The organism is Methylibium sp. T29, from assembly GCF_000576205.1.
Taxonomy (GTDB): Bacteria; Pseudomonadota; Gammaproteobacteria; order Burkholderiales; family Burkholderiaceae_C; genus Methylibium; species Methylibium petroleiphilum.
Window position 1 is genome coordinate 14,834 of the sequence record NZ_AZND01000021.1, and the last position, 16,949, is coordinate 31,782.

18 protein-coding genes, 1 tRNA gene and 2 pseudogenes are annotated in these 16,949 nt (G+C 66.0%); 6 read left to right on the plus strand and 15 right to left on the minus strand.

Annotated elements, in window-relative coordinates; genetic code table 11:
- Window positions 1–23 precede the first annotated feature (23 nt).
- From soxB to x551_RS05220, 8 genes and pseudogenes are all read right to left on the minus strand, one after another.
- Window positions 24–1,751, minus strand: a complete 1,728-nt coding sequence (gene soxB / locus x551_RS05185) for a thiosulfohydrolase SoxB (RefSeq protein WP_036247740.1) — start codon at window positions 1,749–1,751, stop codon at window positions 24–26.
- A gap of 83 nt (window positions 1,752–1,834) precedes the next feature.
- Window positions 1,835–2,473, minus strand: a complete 639-nt coding sequence (gene soxX, locus x551_RS05190) for a sulfur oxidation c-type cytochrome SoxX (RefSeq protein ID WP_036231497.1) — start codon at window positions 2,471–2,473, stop codon at window positions 1,835–1,837.
- Window positions 2,474–2,485: 12 nt separating this feature from the next.
- Window positions 2,486–3,294, minus strand: a pseudogene (gene soxA / locus x551_RS05195) (sulfur oxidation c-type cytochrome SoxA).
- A gap of 79 nt (window positions 3,295–3,373) precedes the next feature.
- On the minus strand, window positions 3,374–3,685 hold the full coding sequence (soxZ, locus tag x551_RS05200; RefSeq protein WP_011830023.1) for a thiosulfate oxidation carrier complex protein SoxZ: 312 nt from the start codon (window positions 3,683–3,685) through the stop codon (window positions 3,374–3,376).
- A 40-nt stretch (window positions 3,686–3,725) separates the two neighbouring features.
- Window positions 3,726–4,193 (minus strand): thiosulfate oxidation carrier protein SoxY, encoded by a 468-nt coding sequence (gene soxY, locus x551_RS05205; protein ID WP_036231508.1) that lies wholly within the window; start codon window positions 4,191–4,193, stop codon window positions 3,726–3,728.
- 73 nt (window positions 4,194–4,266) lie between these two features.
- Window positions 4,267–5,334 (minus strand): c-type cytochrome, encoded by a 1,068-nt coding sequence (locus x551_RS05210; protein ID WP_036247743.1) that lies wholly within the window; start codon window positions 5,332–5,334, stop codon window positions 4,267–4,269.
- Window positions 5,318–6,689, minus strand: a pseudogene (gene soxC / locus x551_RS05215) (sulfite dehydrogenase). The gene x551_RS05210 and the pseudogene soxC overlap by 17 nt, the downstream one beginning before the upstream one ends.
- A gap of 39 nt (window positions 6,690–6,728) precedes the next feature.
- On the minus strand, window positions 6,729–7,055 hold the full coding sequence (locus x551_RS05220; protein WP_011830027.1) for a metalloregulator ArsR/SmtB family transcription factor: 327 nt from the start codon (window positions 7,053–7,055) through the stop codon (window positions 6,729–6,731).
- A gap of 178 nt (window positions 7,056–7,233) precedes the next feature.
- On the opposite strand from x551_RS05220, the gene x551_RS25000 reads away from it, so the two are divergent.
- The gene (locus tag x551_RS25000) at window positions 7,234–7,989 is read left to right on the plus strand and encodes a YeeE/YedE thiosulfate transporter family protein (RefSeq protein WP_161727970.1); all 756 of its coding nucleotides are present in this window, start codon (window positions 7,234–7,236) and stop codon (window positions 7,987–7,989) included.
- Window positions 7,893–8,354, plus strand: a complete 462-nt coding sequence (locus tag x551_RS25005; protein WP_152543418.1) for a YeeE/YedE thiosulfate transporter family protein — start codon at window positions 7,893–7,895, stop codon at window positions 8,352–8,354. Before x551_RS25000 ends, x551_RS25005 begins: the two co-directional genes overlap by 97 nt.
- Before the next feature lie 362 nt (window positions 8,355–8,716).
- On the opposite strand, the gene x551_RS05230 is transcribed toward x551_RS25005, so the two are convergent.
- On the minus strand, window positions 8,717–9,610 hold the full coding sequence (locus x551_RS05230; protein ID WP_231497589.1) for a PLP-dependent aminotransferase family protein: 894 nt from the start codon (window positions 9,608–9,610) through the stop codon (window positions 8,717–8,719).
- Between the two features lie 38 nt (window positions 9,611–9,648).
- A complete protein-coding gene (locus x551_RS24070; protein ID WP_081771219.1) occupies window positions 9,649–10,176 on the minus strand; it encodes a GntR family transcriptional regulator in 528 nt (175 codons plus the stop codon).
- Window positions 10,177–10,329: 153 nt separating this feature from the next.
- Here x551_RS24070 and x551_RS05235 point away from each other — a divergent pair, with 153 nt between their 5' ends.
- From x551_RS05235 to x551_RS28105, 4 genes are all read left to right on the plus strand, one after another.
- Window positions 10,330–11,082 (plus strand): alpha/beta fold hydrolase, encoded by a 753-nt coding sequence (locus tag x551_RS05235; RefSeq protein WP_036231495.1) that lies wholly within the window; start codon window positions 10,330–10,332, stop codon window positions 11,080–11,082.
- Window positions 11,083–11,109: 27 nt separating this feature from the next.
- Window positions 11,110–12,039, plus strand: coding sequence for an alpha/beta hydrolase (locus x551_RS05240; protein WP_036231494.1), 930 nt, complete (start codon window positions 11,110–11,112; stop codon window positions 12,037–12,039).
- Window positions 12,040–12,063: 24 nt separating this feature from the next.
- Window positions 12,064–12,348: a YciI family protein gene (locus x551_RS05245; RefSeq protein ID WP_011830033.1), complete on the plus strand. Its 285-nt coding sequence runs from the start codon at window positions 12,064–12,066 to the stop codon at window positions 12,346–12,348.
- A 140-nt stretch (window positions 12,349–12,488) separates the two neighbouring features.
- Window positions 12,489–12,704 carry a hypothetical protein gene (locus x551_RS28105; RefSeq protein ID WP_310732218.1) on the plus strand — a complete coding sequence of 72 codons (216 nt, stop codon included), beginning with the start codon at window positions 12,489–12,491 and terminating at the stop codon, window positions 12,702–12,704.
- Window positions 12,705–13,162: 458 nt separating this feature from the next.
- On the opposite strand, the gene x551_RS05255 is transcribed toward x551_RS28105, so the two are convergent.
- The 5 genes from x551_RS05255 to tilS all read right to left on the minus strand — a co-directional run.
- Window positions 13,163–13,639 carry a hypothetical protein gene (locus x551_RS05255; protein ID WP_036231492.1) on the minus strand — a complete coding sequence of 159 codons (477 nt, stop codon included), beginning with the start codon at window positions 13,637–13,639 and terminating at the stop codon, window positions 13,163–13,165.
- Between the two features lie 791 nt (window positions 13,640–14,430).
- Window positions 14,431–15,078, minus strand: a complete 648-nt coding sequence (locus x551_RS05260; RefSeq protein WP_036247746.1) for a DUF6538 domain-containing protein — start codon at window positions 15,076–15,078, stop codon at window positions 14,431–14,433.
- 129 nt (window positions 15,079–15,207) lie between these two features.
- Window positions 15,208–15,301, minus strand: a tRNA-Ser gene (locus tag x551_RS05265).
- Window positions 15,302–15,314: 13 nt separating this feature from the next.
- Window positions 15,315–16,595 (minus strand): aspartate kinase, encoded by a 1,281-nt coding sequence (locus tag x551_RS05270; protein WP_036231489.1) that lies wholly within the window; start codon window positions 16,593–16,595, stop codon window positions 15,315–15,317.
- Window positions 16,596–16,696: 101 nt separating this feature from the next.
- The coding region (gene tilS, locus x551_RS05275; RefSeq protein WP_036247749.1) for a tRNA lysidine(34) synthetase TilS at window positions 16,697–16,949 on the minus strand (253 nt) is incomplete at its 5' end.

Below are 16,949 nucleotides of genomic sequence, written 5' to 3' on the forward strand. Positions count from 1 at the left end.
TCCCCGATGCGCCGACCTCGGCGTCAAGCCGCGCCGGCATTGCCGTCCACGCCGATCAGTCGAGGCGCATTGAGCCTGCGCGGCGTGACGCGGCCCTTCGCCTGGAGCCAGGATTCGACCACGTCCCACACCATCTTGTTGCCGGCGCTGCGGGCCTCTTCGGCGACGGGGGCCCAGCCCGCCACCCGGTAGCGCTTGTCCGCCTCGATCGGTCGGCCTGCGAGGCGCAGGTCCTGGATGCGCTTGCCCATCGATTCGCCGGGTGCGATCGCGTAGGCAAGGCCCCCCACGCGAACCATGTCACCGCCCTGCTGGTAGTAGGGGTCGGGGTTGAACAGGTTGTCGGCGACATCCTCGAGGATGGTCTTGATCGTCTCGCCGGTCATCTCGGTCACGGTTGCATAGGAGTAGGTGGTCGCCACCTGGTCCATCATGAGTTCGCGCGTGATCACATCACCGGGCAGCAGGCTCGTGCCCCATCGAAAGCCCGGCGAGAAGGCGATCTCCGCGCCCTGCACCTCCATCAACGCATCGCACAGCAGCTGATCCCAGCTGCCGTTGAAGTTGCCGCGCCGGTAGAGCAGCCCATCGGTGATGGCCAGTTTCTCGGCAAGCTTGTCCTTGTAGGGCGCACGGACCCTGTCGATCAGCGACTGCATCTGAGGGTCGGCCGGCAACTGGTTCGAGAACACCGGCAGCAGCTTGTAGCGGTAGTCGGCGACCTTGCCGCCCTTCACGTCGAGATCGAGCACGCCGAGGAACTTGGTGTTCGAGCCGGCATTGGTCACCAGAGTCTTGCCCCCCGGGTTGGCAACAACCACCGGCACCGGAATGCCATCGTGCGTGTGGCCGCCGAGGATGGCGTCGATGCCACGCACGCGGCCCGCCATCTTCAGATCGACGTCCATGCCGTTGTGCGACAGCACCACCACCACCTGCGCTCCGGCAGCCCGCGCCGCGTCGACGACCTTCTGCAGGTTGTCGTCCTGGATCCCGAAGCTCCAGTCCGCCACCATGTAGCGCGGGTTGGCGATGGGCGTGTAGGGAAAGGCCTGCCCCACGATCGCCAGCTTCACGCCGTTGACATCGCGCAGCGTGTAGGGCTTGAACACCTCGTCGCCGAAATCGGTCGTCCTGACGTTCTGCGCCACGAAATCGATCCGACCCTTGAAGTCCTCGTCGACGATCTGCTGCACACGCTTCTGGCCGTAAGTGAACTCCCAGTGCCCGGTCATCACGTCGACCCCCAGCAGCTTGCAGGCGTCCACCATGTCCTGACCGTTCGTCCACAGCGACGTGGCCGAGCCCTGCCAGGTGTCGCCGCCATCGAGCAGCAGCGCGCCGGGGCGACTGGCCTTCAGGCGCTTGACCAGCGTCGCCATGTGCGCGAAGCCGCCCACCTTGCCGTAGCGGCGCGCAGCCTTCTCGAAATCCAGAAAGGTATAGGCATGCGCGAGCAACGTGCCGGGCCGCACCCCGACGGCCTCGAGCAGGTGCTCGCCGACCCGGTGCGGCAACTGGCCGCTCATCGCACCCACGCCGAGGTTGACGCTCGGCTCGCGGAAGTGGATGGGCAGCAATTGCGCATGACAGTCGGTCATGTGCAGCAACGACACGTTGCCGAAACGCGGCACCTCGTAGAGCCCCCGCTCTGCCGTGGCGGCGTCGGCGTCGGCGTACTGTGCCAGGCCCAGGCCCGCAGCCGACGCCGCGCCCAGCACCTGCAGGAACTCTCGCTTGGACAGGCTCATGATTCAGTGATTACTTATATGCTGCAGACGAAAAGGCCCGCCGTCTCGTGCATCGATCAGGCGGGCCAGGCAACCGCGGTCGGTCACTGGTTGACCGGTGACTTCGGGTCGAGCAGCAACGCCATCAGATGGCGGATCTGGGTCTCGTCCAGCACACCGGCATGGCCGAAGCGCGGCATGTTCGAGCAGGCCTCGTAGGCCTTGCTGTTCCACAGCTTGGCCCAGGTGTACTGCACGATCGCCGCGCTCTTGGGGTCGACGGGGTCGGTGACGCCGCGCAGCTTGCCGTACTGGTACAGGCTCGGGCCGATGGTGCCGAACGACAGCTCGGCCTTGCCGATCTGGTGGCAGTTGTAGCAGCCACCGCCGTTGACGCTGCCTGCCGCATCGGTCCAGGTGCCGCCCCGCCCGTTCTGGGCGATCTTTTCGCCCTCCTTCCAGTCTCCGAGGTACTGTCCGGAAGCTGGCCACTTGACCGAGGCGAGCGCGGCGTCCCGGATCTGCGCCGCCGCCCTGTCGTCGGGCGGGTGGTCGGACGAGCAGGCCTTCTGTCCCAGGTCCTGGTTCAGTCGATCGACCTTGGCGATGCCCTGGTCGCGGAACGAGGCCTTCATCATGGCCGCGGCCTGGGCATCGAGCTCCTGTGATGAAGGCAGGGGTTGCAACGCGGCGCAGCCGGCGACGGCCAGCGCGGCCACGGCGAGAGTGATCTTGGCGTTCATGCAGTCCTCGCTTCAGCGCTTGATCGACGGCGCGATCGATTCGGCGCCCTTGGCGTTGACGCCCATGAAGACACCGAGCGCGATCGTCACGTCGGAGGCAAAGCCCGGGAACGGGAAACGTTGCTGGCGGTAGCAGTCGTTCAGGCGGCGCTGCATGCTCCACAGCTCGCCGCTGGACACCCGGTAAGCGGGCCAGGCAGCGAAGCCCACGCCGTCGCCGGGATTGCGGGTCAGCACCGGCAGATCCTGCAGCCGGATCCGCTTGCCCGCCTCGCCATGGCAGGAGGCGCAGGAGAAATCCATCGGCCCGCCGCGGAAGAAGAAGGCTCGCTTGCCGAGCTCGTACATCACCTTCTCTTCGCGGTGCGTCTGCGGCAGGTTCATCCGCAGGCCGCGCGAGGCTGCCGAGACATAAGCCGCGAGAGCCTCCATGTTGGCCTGCTCGCCGCGGCCGAACGGGGTCTTGGCGATCTCCGCCGCGTTGAGTCCCTGCAGTGTCTCCATGCAGGTCAGCAGCCGCGATTCGAGGTCCTGCACGCGCCCCGTGTCGGCGAACCAGCGCGGCAGTTCGACCAGGCGCCCTGGACGACGCCGGGCCCCTTGCCGAGATCGCACTGCTCGAGCGAGGCGTTCTTCGGGCCGCGCTTCTGCTTCCACAGGTTCTCGCCCTTGGCCTCGAACAGATCGGCCGGGTTGCCGTCCTCCAGCATCTTGCGGTACTCGGCGATGCCGTCGGCCGTGCTCTTGGCCTGCGACCACGCGGTGCCGGACACCACCAGCGCCGCTGCGCCGAGCAGCGCACGCTTGTTCCATGCCTTCATCGGTCTGTCTCCTCGTTCAGCGCCCTCGGCGCTTCGTCTTGTGACCGGGACACCCGCCATTCCCGGCGCCGCGCCGCGCTCAGGAAACAACCGCCTCGTCGGTCCGGGTGTCGCCCTTGTTGTCGACCCAGGTGATCGAGATCTTGTCGCCCGCCTTCGCGCCCTTGACGGTGAACTGCAGGAACGGGTTCTTGGAGACGGCCGGCCCCCACTGGGCCTTCATCACCGGCTTGCCATTGTGCTGGGCGCTGACGGTCTGGATGTGCCAGGCCGGGATCGCCTTGCCGGCCGCGTCCTTGCGCAAGCCGGTCTCCATCTCGTGCGCCATCAGCACGCGCACGGTCGCGTTGTTGCCGGCCACCTGGGCGCGGATCTTCATCGGGTCTGCCATGGGATGCTCCTCAAATCGTCGGGGGATCGCGCCGTCCGCTTCAGCCGCCGCAGCCGCCGAGCGTGACCTTCACTTCCTTCTGCGCGTACAGCACCCGACCGTCGTTCATCATCGCGACCGCGAAGACATTCGACGACTGGCCCATCTTGACGCGGGTGCTGACCGAGGCCTCGACGGCGTCGGTGAGCTCGAACATCGAGGTCATGATGCTCGGGTTCTTCTCGACCAGCAGCAGCAGGTTCTTGACGCCAGGCAGTGCGGTGGCCGCACCGAGCGGTACGACGGCGCCGTTCTCGGCGATATCGGGCCCGGTGATGGTCACGTCCTTGCTCTCGGTCGGCGCGGACGCGCCCAACGTCTTCATCAGGTCGGCCATCGTCTTGCTCTCGAACGCGCCGGCGTTGTAGCCGGCGGCCTGCGCGCGCACGGTGGTCGGCAGCAGGCCGGCGCTCATCAGCAGCGTGGCCACCGCGGCGCCGTGCCGGAGCATCTCTCTGCGGGTGTTCATCATCGATCTCCTATTGTTCAGCCGATGCTAATAAATACGGGACGGCAGTTCGGTACGTGCCATCCTTAGGGAATTACTTGGGGGCCCCGGCGGCGAGCCAGGTGGCGATCGTCCGGGCATCGGCCTCGGGCAGCGCCTGCGGCGGCATCGCCATGGCACCGCCCCACACACCGCCGCCGCCGTTCCGGATCTTGCCGGTCAGGTAGTCGACCCCGTCGGCGCGTCCGGCGTACTTCTGGGCAATCTGCCGGAAGGACGGGCCCAGGCCCTTGCTGTCGAGCGAATGGCACGCCGTGCAGGCGTTCGAACTGGTCAGCGCGAACGCGGCGTTGCCGGTGCCGTTCGCGGCCGCGCGCGCCTGCACAGGCGCCGACTTCGCGGCGGCATCGGGCCGCGTCGTGTCCGCGCCGCGCTGCGCGCCGACGGTCCGGTTCTGGTCGGCAAGATTGCCATGCGCATCGCGCGCGAACTCGGGCAGCGAGGAGGCCAGCCGCGGTTCGCCACCGCAGTTGCGCATGCAGCCGGACCCCTGCACGTCGGGTTTGCCGGTGCCGCCGAACTCGGGGCCGGGCCACAGCCCGTGCTGCGTGGTCAGGCCCTTGCGATTGGGCATCCGCTGCTGGACTTCGGCGGCATTGCGGTCCGAGAGCACGAAGTCGTCGGGCACCACGCCGCCGAGGTTCAGCAAGTAGGCAGTGACGGCGTAGACCTCCTCGGTCGCCAGCGACTTCGGGTTGTCCCAGGGCATGGCCCGGTTGATGTAGTCCCACAGCGTCGACAGGTGGGCCGCCTTCATCAACGTGGTGCGGCCGGGGAAGCTCGAGTCGGTCAGGCGCGCGACGCGACCGGCCTCGACATCGGCCTGGGTGGTGCCGCCGACCAGCGGATTGAACACCTCGCCGGATTCGCCGAAGATGCCGTGGCAGGACGCGCACTTGCTCTCCCAGACCCCCTGGCCCCTGGCGACCGAACCCGATCCCTTGGGCAGTCCCTTGAAGTCCGGCCGCACGTCGATGTCCCAGGCGGCGATCTCCCCGGCCGTGGCGGGGCGCCCGATGCCGTCATAGACCGTCCCCTGCGCCAGCGAGGCGCCGCTGACCGTCAGTGCGGCGAGCACCGCGAGTTCACGCCAGCTGGACATTGCGCACCTCGCCGCTCTCTTCCACCAGCCAGGTCTGGATGGCGTTGTTGTGATAGATCGAGCGCGAGCCGCGCACCGCCCGCAGCTGCGAATAGTTCGACTGCACGTGGCCGGTCTCGTCGGTGGCGCGGCTCATCACCAGCGCCGGCTTGCCGTCCCAGGTCCAGTCGATGTTGAAGCGCGTCAAGCACTTGCTCATCGCCATGCCCTCGAGTCGCGCCTGACGCCAGTTGCGCCCGCCGTCGACCGAGACATCGACCTTCTTCACCTTGCCCCGCCCCGACCACGCGAGGCCCGACACGTTGTAGTAGCCCTTGTCGAGCAGCACCTGGCCACCCGAGGGCGTCGTGACCACGCTCTTGACCTCCTGGAGCGAGCTGTACTGCCGGTGCAGGCCGCCGGGCATGAGGTCGATGTAGTGGATCACCTCGTCCTTCGCGCCGTAGGGCTGGTCTCCGAGCTCGATGCGCCGCAGGTACTTGACCCAGCTCACGCCCTGGACGCCAGGCACCACCAGGCGCAGCGGGTAGCCATTCTCCGGTCGCAGCATCTCGCCGTTCTGCCCATACGCCACCAGCACCTCGCCGCTGTCGATCAGCGAGCGGGGGATGGTGCGCGTCATCGACGATCCGTCGGCGCCTTCGGCCAGCACGAAGCGGCCGCGCTTCCAGTCGGCACCGCACAGGTCGAGCAGGATCTTCAACGGCACGCCGGTGAACTCGCTGCACGAGATCATTCCGTGGCTGTACTGGCAGGTCGGCACCGCGACGTTGCCCCACTCCATACCGGTGTTGGCGCCGCATTCGATGAAGTGGAACCGGCTCACCGATGGCAGCCGCATGATCTCGTCGAGCGTGAAGACCATCGGCTTGCGCAGCATCTTCTCGTCCGAGCCGTTGACCATCAGCCGGTGCTTGGACGGGTCGATGTCCCACCAGCTGGTGGTGGCGCTCGAAATGGAGGCCGCTCGGCGTGACGATGCCGAACAGGCTCTGCAGCGGCGCGAACGACACCGAGGCCTGCGCCGTCTGCGTGAGTCCCGGGCTCCGGCGGCGCTGCACGTTGGCCTCGAACCTCGAGGGCCTGCCGTAGCCGTCGGTGGCGACCGGCTGGCCCAGACCTCGGCTGTGCGCCGGCAACGTGAGGATGTTCGGATCGCCGTCGCCGGCCACCGGGTTGGACTGCGAGGTCGCCAATGGCGTCGCCAAGCCCGCGGCCGCGGCGGCGAACGCACCGCGGATGAAGTCACGGCGCCCGGCCTTGGCCTCGGCGAACACGCGGCGAATGCCTTCGCGGTCCAGGAAATTCTCGGGCGCCTTGAGCAGGCGACCGGAGCCGTTCGGGTCTCGAATCACGTTGTCTCCTTGCGGATGCGGCAGGGCCTGCGTTGCGGATCAGTCCAGGCCATCCCGGATCGCGATGTCGATACAGACCTCGCGACAGATGGCCGACACGCCGGTGTGGCTGATGCGGTAGTGCACCTGGGCCCCGTCGCGACGCCTCGCGACGACGCCGGCGCGGTACAGCACCGACAGGTGCTGCGACATGTTGGATTGCGTCGCCCCGATGCGTTCCTGCAGCTGCCCCACATTGAGCTCGCCGCGACACAGCTCACCGACGATGCGCAGCCGCAGCGGCGACGACAGCAGGCCGAACAGCTCGGCCGCCCTCTCGAACACCTGCGCGGCATCGGTTGCATGGGACGGAAGATTCGTATGCATTTATTTGAATATCTGCAACAACAAATATATAGATCGACAGGACCGCATCCATCCGGACTTACGCGGAGACCGGCCACGCGCCATGCCGCCCCGGCCCGACAAGGCGGCGCGGACGCGCTGCGGTCACAATGTCCGCCCGTCGCCCTCCAGCGCTCCTCCCTGCTTCCGCCCCTTCGCCATGAACCTGCCCCTCGCCCCGGACACAGCGACCCACTTCGTGGTGTGGGGAGCCCTGCTCATCGGGCTGGTACTCGGCGCGGCCGGACAGGCCTCACGCTTCTGCGTGCGCGGCGCGATCGCCGACTGGTTCATCTACGGCGGGCGCTCGCGGATGATGGTGTGGGTGCTGGTGGTCGTGGTGGCCGCTCTCGGTTCCCAGGCGGTCATCGGCCTCACGTCGTTCCAGCCCGAACGCACGATCGCCTGGAGCGACCGCTTCCTCTGGTCGTCCTACCTCGCCGGCGGGCTGTTGTTCGGGTACGGCATGGTGCTCGCGGCCGGGTGTCCGCAACGCAGCCTAGTCAAGGCGGGAACCGGCAACCTGCGAGCCATCGTGACATTGCTGGTCGCGGCGGTGACCGCGCAGATGACGCTGCGCGGCGTGTTCGCCGAGGGCCGCGTGAGGACCGTGGACGCCTGGGGCCTGCAGTTGTCCGGCCCGCAGGATCTGGGTTCGCTGCTGGCCGCCTGGGTGCCCGCCTCGGCCGGCGCGCTGCGCACCGGCGTGCTGCTGCTGCTGGTGACCCTGGCCGCCGCGTGGCTGTGGCGGCGCCGGGCCGACCTGACGCTGCTGGACTGGAGCGCGGGCGTGGTGATCGGGCTGCTGGTTCCCGCCGCGTGGCTGCTCACCGGCTCATCGGTTTCCTGCCCGAGCACCCGGACACGCTGGAGCCCGCCTGGCAGGGAACGCAATCGCGACGGCCAGAGGCGCTGACCTTCATCGCTCCGATCGCGCATGGGCTGGACCTGCTCACCTACTGGACGGACAAGAACGCACGGCTGAGCTTCGGCGTCATGCTGACCGCGGGGGTCCTGCTCGGCAGCCACCTGTCGGCGCGCGCGCGCGGCGAGTTCCGGCTGGAGTCCTTCAGCAACGCCGCCGAGTTGCGGGACCACCTGCTGGGTGGCGTGCTGATGGGCGTCGGCGGGGTGACCGCGATGGGCTGCTCCGTAGGACAGGGCGTGACCGGGCTGGCCATGCTGTCGGCCGGCGCGGTGCTGGCCGTGACCGGGATCGCTGCCGGCGCGCTGCTCGCGCTGAAGGCGCAGGTCCGACGGGCCGACGCTGCCGCCGGCTGATCGCCTCGCCCGGCGGGTCGGAGGGTTCGCTACGTTCGTTGTAACGCCAGTAAGTACGTCGTTTCGATGCCATCGAGTGCGCCACTCCCCGACGATTCCCCCGATCCCGCCCGGTGTCTGGCCAAGAACACTGCGCAGATGACGATGCTGTCGCGCTGAGCAATCTGCGGATGGCTCGGCGGCAAGTGCTCGAGGCCCAGGGGTGAGAGCGCCAGCGATGCGGCGCAGGGTCATCAAAGGGGCCAAACTCACATCCCGCAGGCCGCCCAACCCGCTCAACAGGACAGTCAGGGCCGGATCACGGCATGCCAGCCTGAGTGCAGCTCCGATGCGCCCAAACGGCAAGGTCTTTCAGACAGTCCTTAGATCGGAAGCCTGGGGCCTCGGCGAACATCTCCTGCCGGCGATTGCGAATGCATCGCACGCCAAACTTCGGCCAGTCGACGAATCGCTTCATTGCTCGTCTCCGTCGGCACGGTGAAGGGCAAGCGAACGAAACGCTCGAATGCATCGTCTATTCCAAACCTCGGGCCAGCTGAAAGAAGGACTCCTGCGTGGCCTGCCGCACTGACGAAGCGCGACGAGATTCGCTCTTGTAGATCGACCCAAAGGCTAAGTCCGCCGAGCGCCCTCGTCGGACGCCATTCAGGAATGTGGTTGTTCAGCTGAGAGACCATCTCGTCGCGCGCGGTGCGAAGCACTTGTCGGCGATGCGCGACCACTTCGTGCAACCGGGGGAACAGTGAGGCGACGATCAGCTGCTCGAGGATCGGACTCGACATGTCGAGCGGAGGACGAAGACCCGCCACCTTGCGAATGACGGCAGCCGGGGCGCGCAGCCACCCGACGCGTATTCCGCCCCAAAAGATCTTGCTCGCCGATCCAATCGTCACGATGGGCGTCGCTTCGTCGGAGCCGTAGACGCCCGTCGGTTCCGGTGCGTCGTGTTCGATGCCGAGTTCAACAAGTGTCTCGTCGATGATCAGGGGCGTCCGCGTTCGATGTGCTGCAAGGACAAGCTGCTTGCGGTCCGCGGGAGACATGCAGAGGCCGGTCGGGTTGTGAAAGTCCGGAACGAAATAGCCCAGTTGCGCTCCGGAATCTCGCATGGTGGACGCGATCAGGTCGAGGTCCCACTTCCCTTCGTTGAAGGGCACCGGAACCGGACGGGCGCCCCGCTGACGGATGGCGTCGAGGGCATTGGGGTAAGTCGGGTGCTCAACAATGACCTTTGACCCGTGGTCCGCGAAAGCCATGATGGCGAGGCTGAGCGCCTGTTGGGCGCCACTCGTTATCAACACCTGCCTGCATGGGTGGGAAGGCCTCGTGCCGAGAACCGTGCGGCGACGACCTCCCTCAGCTTGGGCAACCCGAGCAGGTTGTAGCCGTGTCCGCGCAGGTGAATTGAAAGCTGGCTGGTGGCCTCGGCCATCGCGGAATGGAACACCTCCACGGGCGCGCTCAGAGCGGCATGGGAAAGATCCAGCTCACTTCTTGCTGCACCTGGAAGCCAAGGCGCAGTCGCTTTGGAGTCCACGTCCTCAGGCAGTGCAATCCATGTCCCGGAGCCTTGTTGGCTTTGCAGGAATCCGCACTGCCTCAGAAGGTCATACGCGGCCGCTACGGTGGTTCTGCTGATGGCCAGCTCCGCTGCCAGCGAACGTTCGCTAGGTAGGCGGGTCATCACGGGAAGTCGGCCGTCCAGGACCATCAGCCGCGTTTGCTCCGCCAGCGTCGAGGCGAGGTTTCCACGAATCCCTTGGCGCCATTGGCCCAGATGCCTGGCAAAGCCTTGACTGCTCACGCGGCGATCGATTTGCATATGCTTGATCCACTATCAGGCGATTGGCCATTTCCGTCGCCGCCATCCAGATCCAATATAGCGGAATTGAGCGGCTTCATTCAATCCACTTCGAGCGAAGTGGATCACCAAGACGCTCACCCTTGGTTTGCCGATTGGTGCAATGGAGAGCGTATGAATCAGCTTGCTGCGGTCGAAGGTTCTGGCCTGCATCGTGTGCTCGTTCTTCACGGATGGGCACTCGACAGCGGGGTATGGCTGGCGAGCCGCGCTTTGACCGACCAGGCGCAGTTCTGCTACGCGTACTTCGATTTCCCGGGCTATGGAGTGAATCGACGCCAAGCGCCGGCTGCAAGCCTGGACGATATGGCCGCTGCCGCGCTTGCGGCGGCCGATAGCCTCGGGTGGAGTTCGTTTTCGGTCGTGGGTCATTCGATGGGCGGCGCCACGGCCATGCGGGTCGCGACGATGGCGCCCCAGCGCGTCCGCTCGGTGGTCGCGGTCACCCCAGCGTCGCCCGGAGGGACGCCACTCGACGCAGATGCCTATGCCCACTTCCAAAGCGCATGGGCTGACCCGGCGACACGCATCGTCAAGGCGCTCTCGCCGGGCATTGCACCGGTCGACCTGCGCAACCTTTCAGTGCGCAACCGCGCCACGATGAACCAAGTCGTCTGGGACGCGTACCTCGCGAACTGGACCTCTGCCAATTTTCTGACCGAGTTGAAGAACTACGACGGCCCCGTCGAGTTGCTGTACGGAGAAGACGACCCGTTCGTCACGCCGGCTTACCTGTCCTCAACGATCGCCGCGCTGCCCCGGCACAACTTGCGTTGCATCGCCAAGGCAGGTCACTACCCCATGGTCGAGCAACCCGCCTCGACCGTCGGCTTATGGGAAGCGGCGCTGGCCACGTCAGCACGCTGACCTTCACTGACTCAAGGAGACGTACGAATGCCAGTTGATGCACACGCACAAGGACTGCTGGATGCCCTCAAGGCGCAGGGCCTCAAGTCGTTCGAACAGATGACCATCGCCGAGGCGCGCGGCGCGATCGAGACGTTCGTGGGCCTGCAGGCTCCGCCAGAGGAGGTGAAGCAAGTCCACGATCTGACGGTGAAGGGGCCTGCAGGTGAGCTCCAGTACCGGATCTTCGTTCCCGCTGGTCCGACACCTATGCCGGTTCTCGTGTACTTCCACGGGGGCGGCTGGGTCGGTGGGAGTCTCGCGGTGGTGGACGAACCCTGCCGGGCGATCGCGAACCGTTGCGGCGCCGTGGTCATTGCCGCGAGCTACCGACTTTCACCGGAAGCCCGGTTCCCCGCGGCGACGGACGACGCGTACGCCGCAGTCCAATGGGCCAGCGCCAACGCCGCGACCTACGGCGGTGATGCGAGCCGTCTGGGCGTCATGGGCGACAGCGCCGGCGCCAATCTCGCGGCGGTCGTGTCGATGATGGCGCGTGATCGCAAGGGGCCGGCCATCAAGGCTCAGATCCTGACCTATCCCGTGATCCAGCGCGATGGCGACTTCGCCTCCCGCAAAGCCAATGAAGAGGGGTATCTGCTGACGTCGGCGGGTGTCGCGTGGTTCTGGAAGCAGTACCTGGCGAGCGATGCGGACGCGGTCAACCCGTACGCATCGCCCATCATGGCCAAGGACCTGACCGGCCTGCCCCCTGCACTGGTGATGACCGCCGAATTCGACCCCGCGCGCGACGAAGGCGAGGCCTACGGCAAGGCGCTGGCCAAGGCGGGGGTTCCTGTGACGGTCCGCAGGTTCGACGGCCTGATCCACGGCGTCTTCTGGATGTCCGGCGCGGTTCCTCGCGGCGCCGAATTGCAGCAGGCGATCGTGCAGTTCGTTTCCAAGCAGTTGAAGTAACCCACACACCCACAGGCCTCCTGAATGAACACCTATGCCGTTCTCTGGACCTACACCGCCGATGCGGAGAAGGTCGCTCGCCACAAAGACAGCCACATGCAGTACATCAAAAGCCTGGCAGCGGGAGGCGCAATTGTTGAAGGGGGAGCCTGGCGTGACGGCTCGGGCGCATTGATCATCTTCCGCGCGAGTGATCGCGAACAGATCAGGGGCTACCTGGACGCCGATCCATTCACGACCGAAGGCGTGATCGTCGCAACTCAGATCCACGAATGGGTCGCGGCGATCGGGCCGATCGCCAGGATCTGACCAGCCTGGAGACCCTCGAGGCCAAGGGGCTCACCGAGAGCGCTTGCCGCTTCAAGCCATGAGGGCCGTCGTGCTCGACGACGCCGGACGCTGCGTGCGCGACGACGCCGTCGATGATGCCGGCGTGCTGGCGATCGAACTTGGCCACCGACGAGATCGTGCCGATCCACGGTGCGATGGAGGCGCTGAACCTCTTCCTCAACGCCGTGACACGGCCGGGTGATGCGGTGGTGGTCGAGTCGACGACCTTCTACATCGCGCTGCGGCGCGTGGTCTGCTGGTTGGGATGCCCCCTGCCGTATCTCATTAACGACTGCCCACAGAAGGCCCTTCAGCACCGCAGCCGGTACTACTGATCTCTCACAGTCCGCTTCTCCGCTGTAATCCTGTCCTGTGTGGCCCCTGGCTGCGGTTGCCGCGCCATGGCATCGAGTTGCGCGGCCCGAGCGGCAAGGCTGCTGCACTGCGATTGATTCGACTGCTGTGACTGCTGTGACTGCTGCGAGTGCCGAACGGTCACTTGTGGTGCGGGCGCAGTGAGCTTTGCGGCCTCCGCTCGAGCCTGCTCACCAAGTTGTACCTTCTGCTCCCATGCCTGAGCGGCGAGCACTAGTGCTGTTCGGGGAGCGTTGCCAAGACGGGAGCGTGGGGAGCGCGCTGCGGGCACTCGGCAAATCGAGGGGGATACGGGGGAAGTGGGCAGGACTCGCTAATCCAATACCCCCGGACATTTTTTGGCCAGACATCCGGGGCTCCGACAGGGCTGCCGAGCGCAGGACGAGACCCCGCGGTACACATGGGCCAAGACTACTCATCACGAGGCTGCGAGCATTTTGGCAACGAGGATCCAGTGCAGGCGTCGCAGACGACTAATGATCGTTAGGCCGTTTCGCCCCAATTCAAAGACTCGGTCAGCCAGTTCCGGGAATCGGGAAGTAATCAACTGTCCGTAGCCGGGTGCCGCCCACACGCGCGCCACATCGGAAAGTTCGAAGTGGAGGTACGCGTACTTCCGCCATTCGCGCTCCATGTAGAAGTTGTCCGGGTCCGATGCGGCCAACTCGGAGTTGAATGGTTTGACGAATGCAAGGAAGTCTTTCTCCAGTAGGGACCTAACCGCACGCAGGGCTTCGTCTTCGTTGGACGGCTGCCGTCCCAAGGTCCTTGCGACAGGCATGCCATCGGGCGGAATCCTTGCCTCATAGTGGTTTCGGAAACCTAGGTAGATCGCGCGCATGTCCTGCAGCAACCCGCGTCCGTTGAGCGCATACTGCCACTCGTCGGAGAACATGGCACGTAGGTGACGGGACGCGCGCCGGCCCTGATGACGAAGTCACGGCGGAAGCCAACGCCGAAGCGGCCGTACTTCGACACGTGCACTCCCAGAGAGCTATCGGGAATGTCGGCAAAGCACGTCACCGTGGGCACGATCAACTCCTCCGTGTCGAGCCGCTTGCTCGGGTCGATCACATGGCTGACCTTGTCGGCCTCCTTGGTGTGCGGCGCATACGAAACCTGGCCCGACTCAAGGACCAATGCCAGCTTCCTGAAGTTCTCGTTGTGATCGTTCGGCGATGCACGCCCTACGAAGTGGGCTAGGACATCGGTGGTGTACGGAGAGTGCATGCAACAACTCTACGGGAGGACCAGCCGCGCCTTCTCGCGACAAAGCCTGCCCACGTCGTCCAATACGGCCAGTCATTCCGTACGAAGCACGCCCTGGCGCAGCCACTCGACGGCGGCTGCCTCGGGGCTCATCTGTCGGAGCCGGCGGTCGGCCTGAAGCTCTTTTGCTGTGTCTTCAAGGTCTGCTGTGGGGATGGTTGGCCACTGGCGCCGCAGGCGGTCTGCGCAGCGTTGCAGCCACTCGGATGCGGTTAGGGTGTCCATTGCGAAGCTGGATTGATACTGGATGAATACACAGTATGATGCGAACCGAGGTCCGCGGCAAGTTGATCGCCCAGCGCTCGGGGAGGAGACCGCCTTGCTACAGCTTTTCGGAATAGTCGATACAGGCGCCGACGGGGACAAAGCCGAGGCAATGCTTTGTCGAGATTCAGATCGGCCGGACGAACTGATGGTTCATTGGTGGGGAAAGACCCCAGAGGATCGCTCCGCAGTCTTAGCCGAAGTCACAGAGGCTGAAGGCGAAATGCAGCTCAAGCCGAAGCTGTGGTTTCGGAGCGCGCAAAATGGTGAACTGTTTCTGCCTCCCACCTTGAACGAAGAGGAAGAGAAATGGATCCAGACGACGCGGGGCAGCCTTCGTGAGGTCGGACCCAATCTGGAAGGGTCGTGGATCGACGCGGAGGGAGTTTCGAGAGAAATCTGGTTTGGCCCACCTCCATAGGCAGCGCGGCAGGCCTGCAATTCGTCGGCTGTTGCTTCGGCCATTTCGGCGAAGGCTGCCTCATCGAGGCCGTCCACCCTCGCGGCATCGTCAGCGCGCAGGACATGCGCCTCCAGGGCTGCGGCCAGCTTGGGCACGAGGTCGGCAGTCAGAGGCCGGAGAGGGGCGGTGAGCTGTCCGCGCAGTACCGCGAACTCCGCTTCGTAGTGGTCCGCGAGGCGACGCGCTTCCCTCTTCGCGTCGGTCTTGTCGGGGAACTGCCGCAGGCTCAGGCCAATGGACGCCTTGCCATAGTGCGCGACCAAGTCGCTGGGAACCTTCTTGCGGAAGTAGTAGACGCGGTCTCGCGTCACCAAATTGGTCTGGTCTCTCACCGTCATCGCCCTGATTATCGGCCCCGGGGGTCACACCTCGGGATCACACTCAGAACGATGGGGATAGGCCGGACAGTGAGGTTTGGTGCGGTTTCCCTTGTGAATCAGTCACTTGGGAAACCGGCCAAATTCTGTTGGCGGAGTCGGAGGGATTCGAACCCTCGATGCAAGTTTTAGCTCACATACTCCCTTAGCAGGGGAGCACCTTCGGCCTCTCGGTCACGACTCCAGCACGGGATGGATTATGCCGCAGGCACGGCGGCCGGCGCGTCGAGGTCGAAGGCCTTGTGCAGCGCGCGCACCGCGAGCTCCATGTACTTCTCGTCGATCACGACGCTGGTCTTGATCTCGGAGGTGGAGATCATCTGGATGTTGATGCCCTCCTCCGACAGCACGCGGAACATGCGGCTGGCCACGCCCACGTGGCTGCGCATGCCGATGCCGACGATGCTGACCTTGCAGATCTTCGGGTCGCCCAGCACCTGGGCCGCGTTGATGACCGGCTGCACGGTGCCCTTCAGCAGTTCCATCGTGCGCGCGTAGTCGTTGCGGTGCACGGTGAAGGAGAAGTCGGTCTTGCCGTCGTGCGAGACGTTCTGGATGATCACGTCGATGTCGATGTTGGCCTCGGCCACCGGGCCGAGGATCTGGAACGCGATGCCCGGCTTGTCGGGTACGCCCATCACGGTGATCTTCGCCTCGTCGCGGTTGAAGGCGATGCCCGACACGACAGCTTGTTCCATGTTCTCGTCTTCCTCAAAGGTGATCAGGGTGCCGGACTTCGCTTCCTCGTCGAGCGGGATGTCCCAGGGCGTGAAGCTCGACAGCACGCGCAGCGGCACGCGGTACTTGCCGGCGAACTCGACCGAGCGGATCTGCAGCACCTTGGAGCCCAGGCTGGCCATCTCCAGCATTTCCTCGAAGCTGATCGCCGACAGGCGCCGGGCTTCGGGCACGACGCGCGGGTCGGTGGTGTAGACGCCGTCGACGTCGGTGTAGATCAGGCACTCGGCGGCCTTCATCGCCGCCGCGACCGCCACCGCCGAGGTGTCCGAGCCGCCACGGCCCAGCGTGGTGATGTGGCCGTCGCCGTCGATGCCCTGGAAGCCGGTGATGACCACCACCTTGCCAGCGGCCAGGTCGGCGCGCACACGCACGTCGTCGATGCTCTCGATGCGCGCCTTGGTGTAGGCGCTGTCGGTGCGGACCGGCACCTGCCAGCCGGTGTAGCTGACGGCCTGCAGGCCTTCGGCCTGCAGCGCGATGGCCAGCAGGCCGACCGAGACCTGCTCGCCGGTGGCGGCGATCATGTCGAGCTCGCGCGCCAGCTGCGGCGTGTGCGATGCGGGCGACAGCTCCTTCGCGAGGCCGAGCAGCCGGTTGGTCTCGCCGCTCATCGCGGAGGGCACGACCACCATCTGGTGGCCGGCGCGCGCCCATTTGGCGACGCGCTTGGCGACATTGCGGATGCGCTCGGTCGAGCCCATCGACGTGCCGCCGTACTTGTGAACGATCAGTGCCATGAGAAAAGCCGCGGCGGGAAAGTCGGTTGGGCGGGGTGCCCGGCGCCGCGAGCCCGGCATTTTAGCCGGCCGGCGCGGCATTCCCGGGTGCTCCGGACCGCTCAGCCCGTCGGCAGCGGTTCCCAGCGCAGCGCGAGCTGCGGCTCGCCGGGCGCGGCCATCGCCCGGGCGTCAACCCCCAGGCCGGGCACGAACAGCAACCGCCCATCACCGCCGTACAGCAGCGGACCGCCACGCGCCCAGGCCGGGACGGCGGCGGCCTGGTACTGCTTCTTGAGGCTTCGCGCCGGCCGACCGGCTTCCCCCTGGAACTGCTCGCCGCCACGTCGCGGCTGCAGGCTCAGCACCGCCAGC

Excerpts from the sequence above, each read along its gene's own strand:
- x551_RS05245 (WP_011830033.1), top strand. The coding sequence starts at position 12,064 with ATGAACACCTATGCCGTTCTCTGGACCTACACCGCCGATGCGGAGAAG.
- x551_RS05210 (WP_036247743.1), bottom strand. The coding sequence starts at position 5,334 with ATGTCCAGCTGGCGTGAACTCGCGGTGCTCGCCGCACTGACGGTCAGC.
- soxZ (WP_011830023.1), bottom strand. The coding sequence starts at position 3,685 with ATGGCAGACCCGATGAAGATCCGCGCCCAGGTGGCCGGCAACAACGCG.
- x551_RS05235 (WP_036231495.1), top strand. The coding sequence starts at position 10,330 with ATGAATCAGCTTGCTGCGGTCGAAGGTTCTGGCCTGCATCGTGTGCTC.
- soxB (WP_036247740.1), bottom strand. The coding sequence starts at position 1,751 with ATGAGCCTGTCCAAGCGAGAGTTCCTGCAGGTGCTGGGCGCGGCGTCG.
- x551_RS24070 (WP_081771219.1), bottom strand. The coding sequence starts at position 10,176 with ATGCAAATCGATCGCCGCGTGAGCAGTCAAGGCTTTGCCAGGCATCTG.
- soxY (WP_036231508.1), bottom strand. The coding sequence starts at position 4,193 with ATGAACACCCGCAGAGAGATGCTCCGGCACGGCGCCGCGGTGGCCACG.
- x551_RS05260 (WP_036247746.1), bottom strand. The coding sequence starts at position 15,078 with ATGACGGTGAGAGACCAGACCAATTTGGTGACGCGAGACCGCGTCTAC.
- x551_RS05255 (WP_036231492.1), bottom strand. The coding sequence starts at position 13,639 with ATGTTCTCCGACGAGTGGCAGTATGCGCTCAACGGACGCGGGTTGCTG.
- soxX (WP_036231497.1), bottom strand. The coding sequence starts at position 2,473 with ATGAACGCCAAGATCACTCTCGCCGTGGCCGCGCTGGCCGTCGCCGGC.
- x551_RS05270 (WP_036231489.1), bottom strand. The coding sequence starts at position 16,595 with ATGGCACTGATCGTTCACAAGTACGGCGGCACGTCGATGGGCTCGACC.
- x551_RS05240 (WP_036231494.1), top strand. The coding sequence starts at position 11,110 with ATGCCAGTTGATGCACACGCACAAGGACTGCTGGATGCCCTCAAGGCG.
- x551_RS05230 (WP_231497589.1), bottom strand. The coding sequence starts at position 9,610 with ATGGCTTTCGCGGACCACGGGTCAAAGGTCATTGTTGAGCACCCGACT.
- x551_RS25000 (WP_161727970.1), top strand. The coding sequence starts at position 7,234 with ATGAACCTGCCCCTCGCCCCGGACACAGCGACCCACTTCGTGGTGTGG.
- x551_RS05220 (WP_011830027.1), bottom strand. The coding sequence starts at position 7,055 with ATGCATACGAATCTTCCGTCCCATGCAACCGATGCCGCGCAGGTGTTC.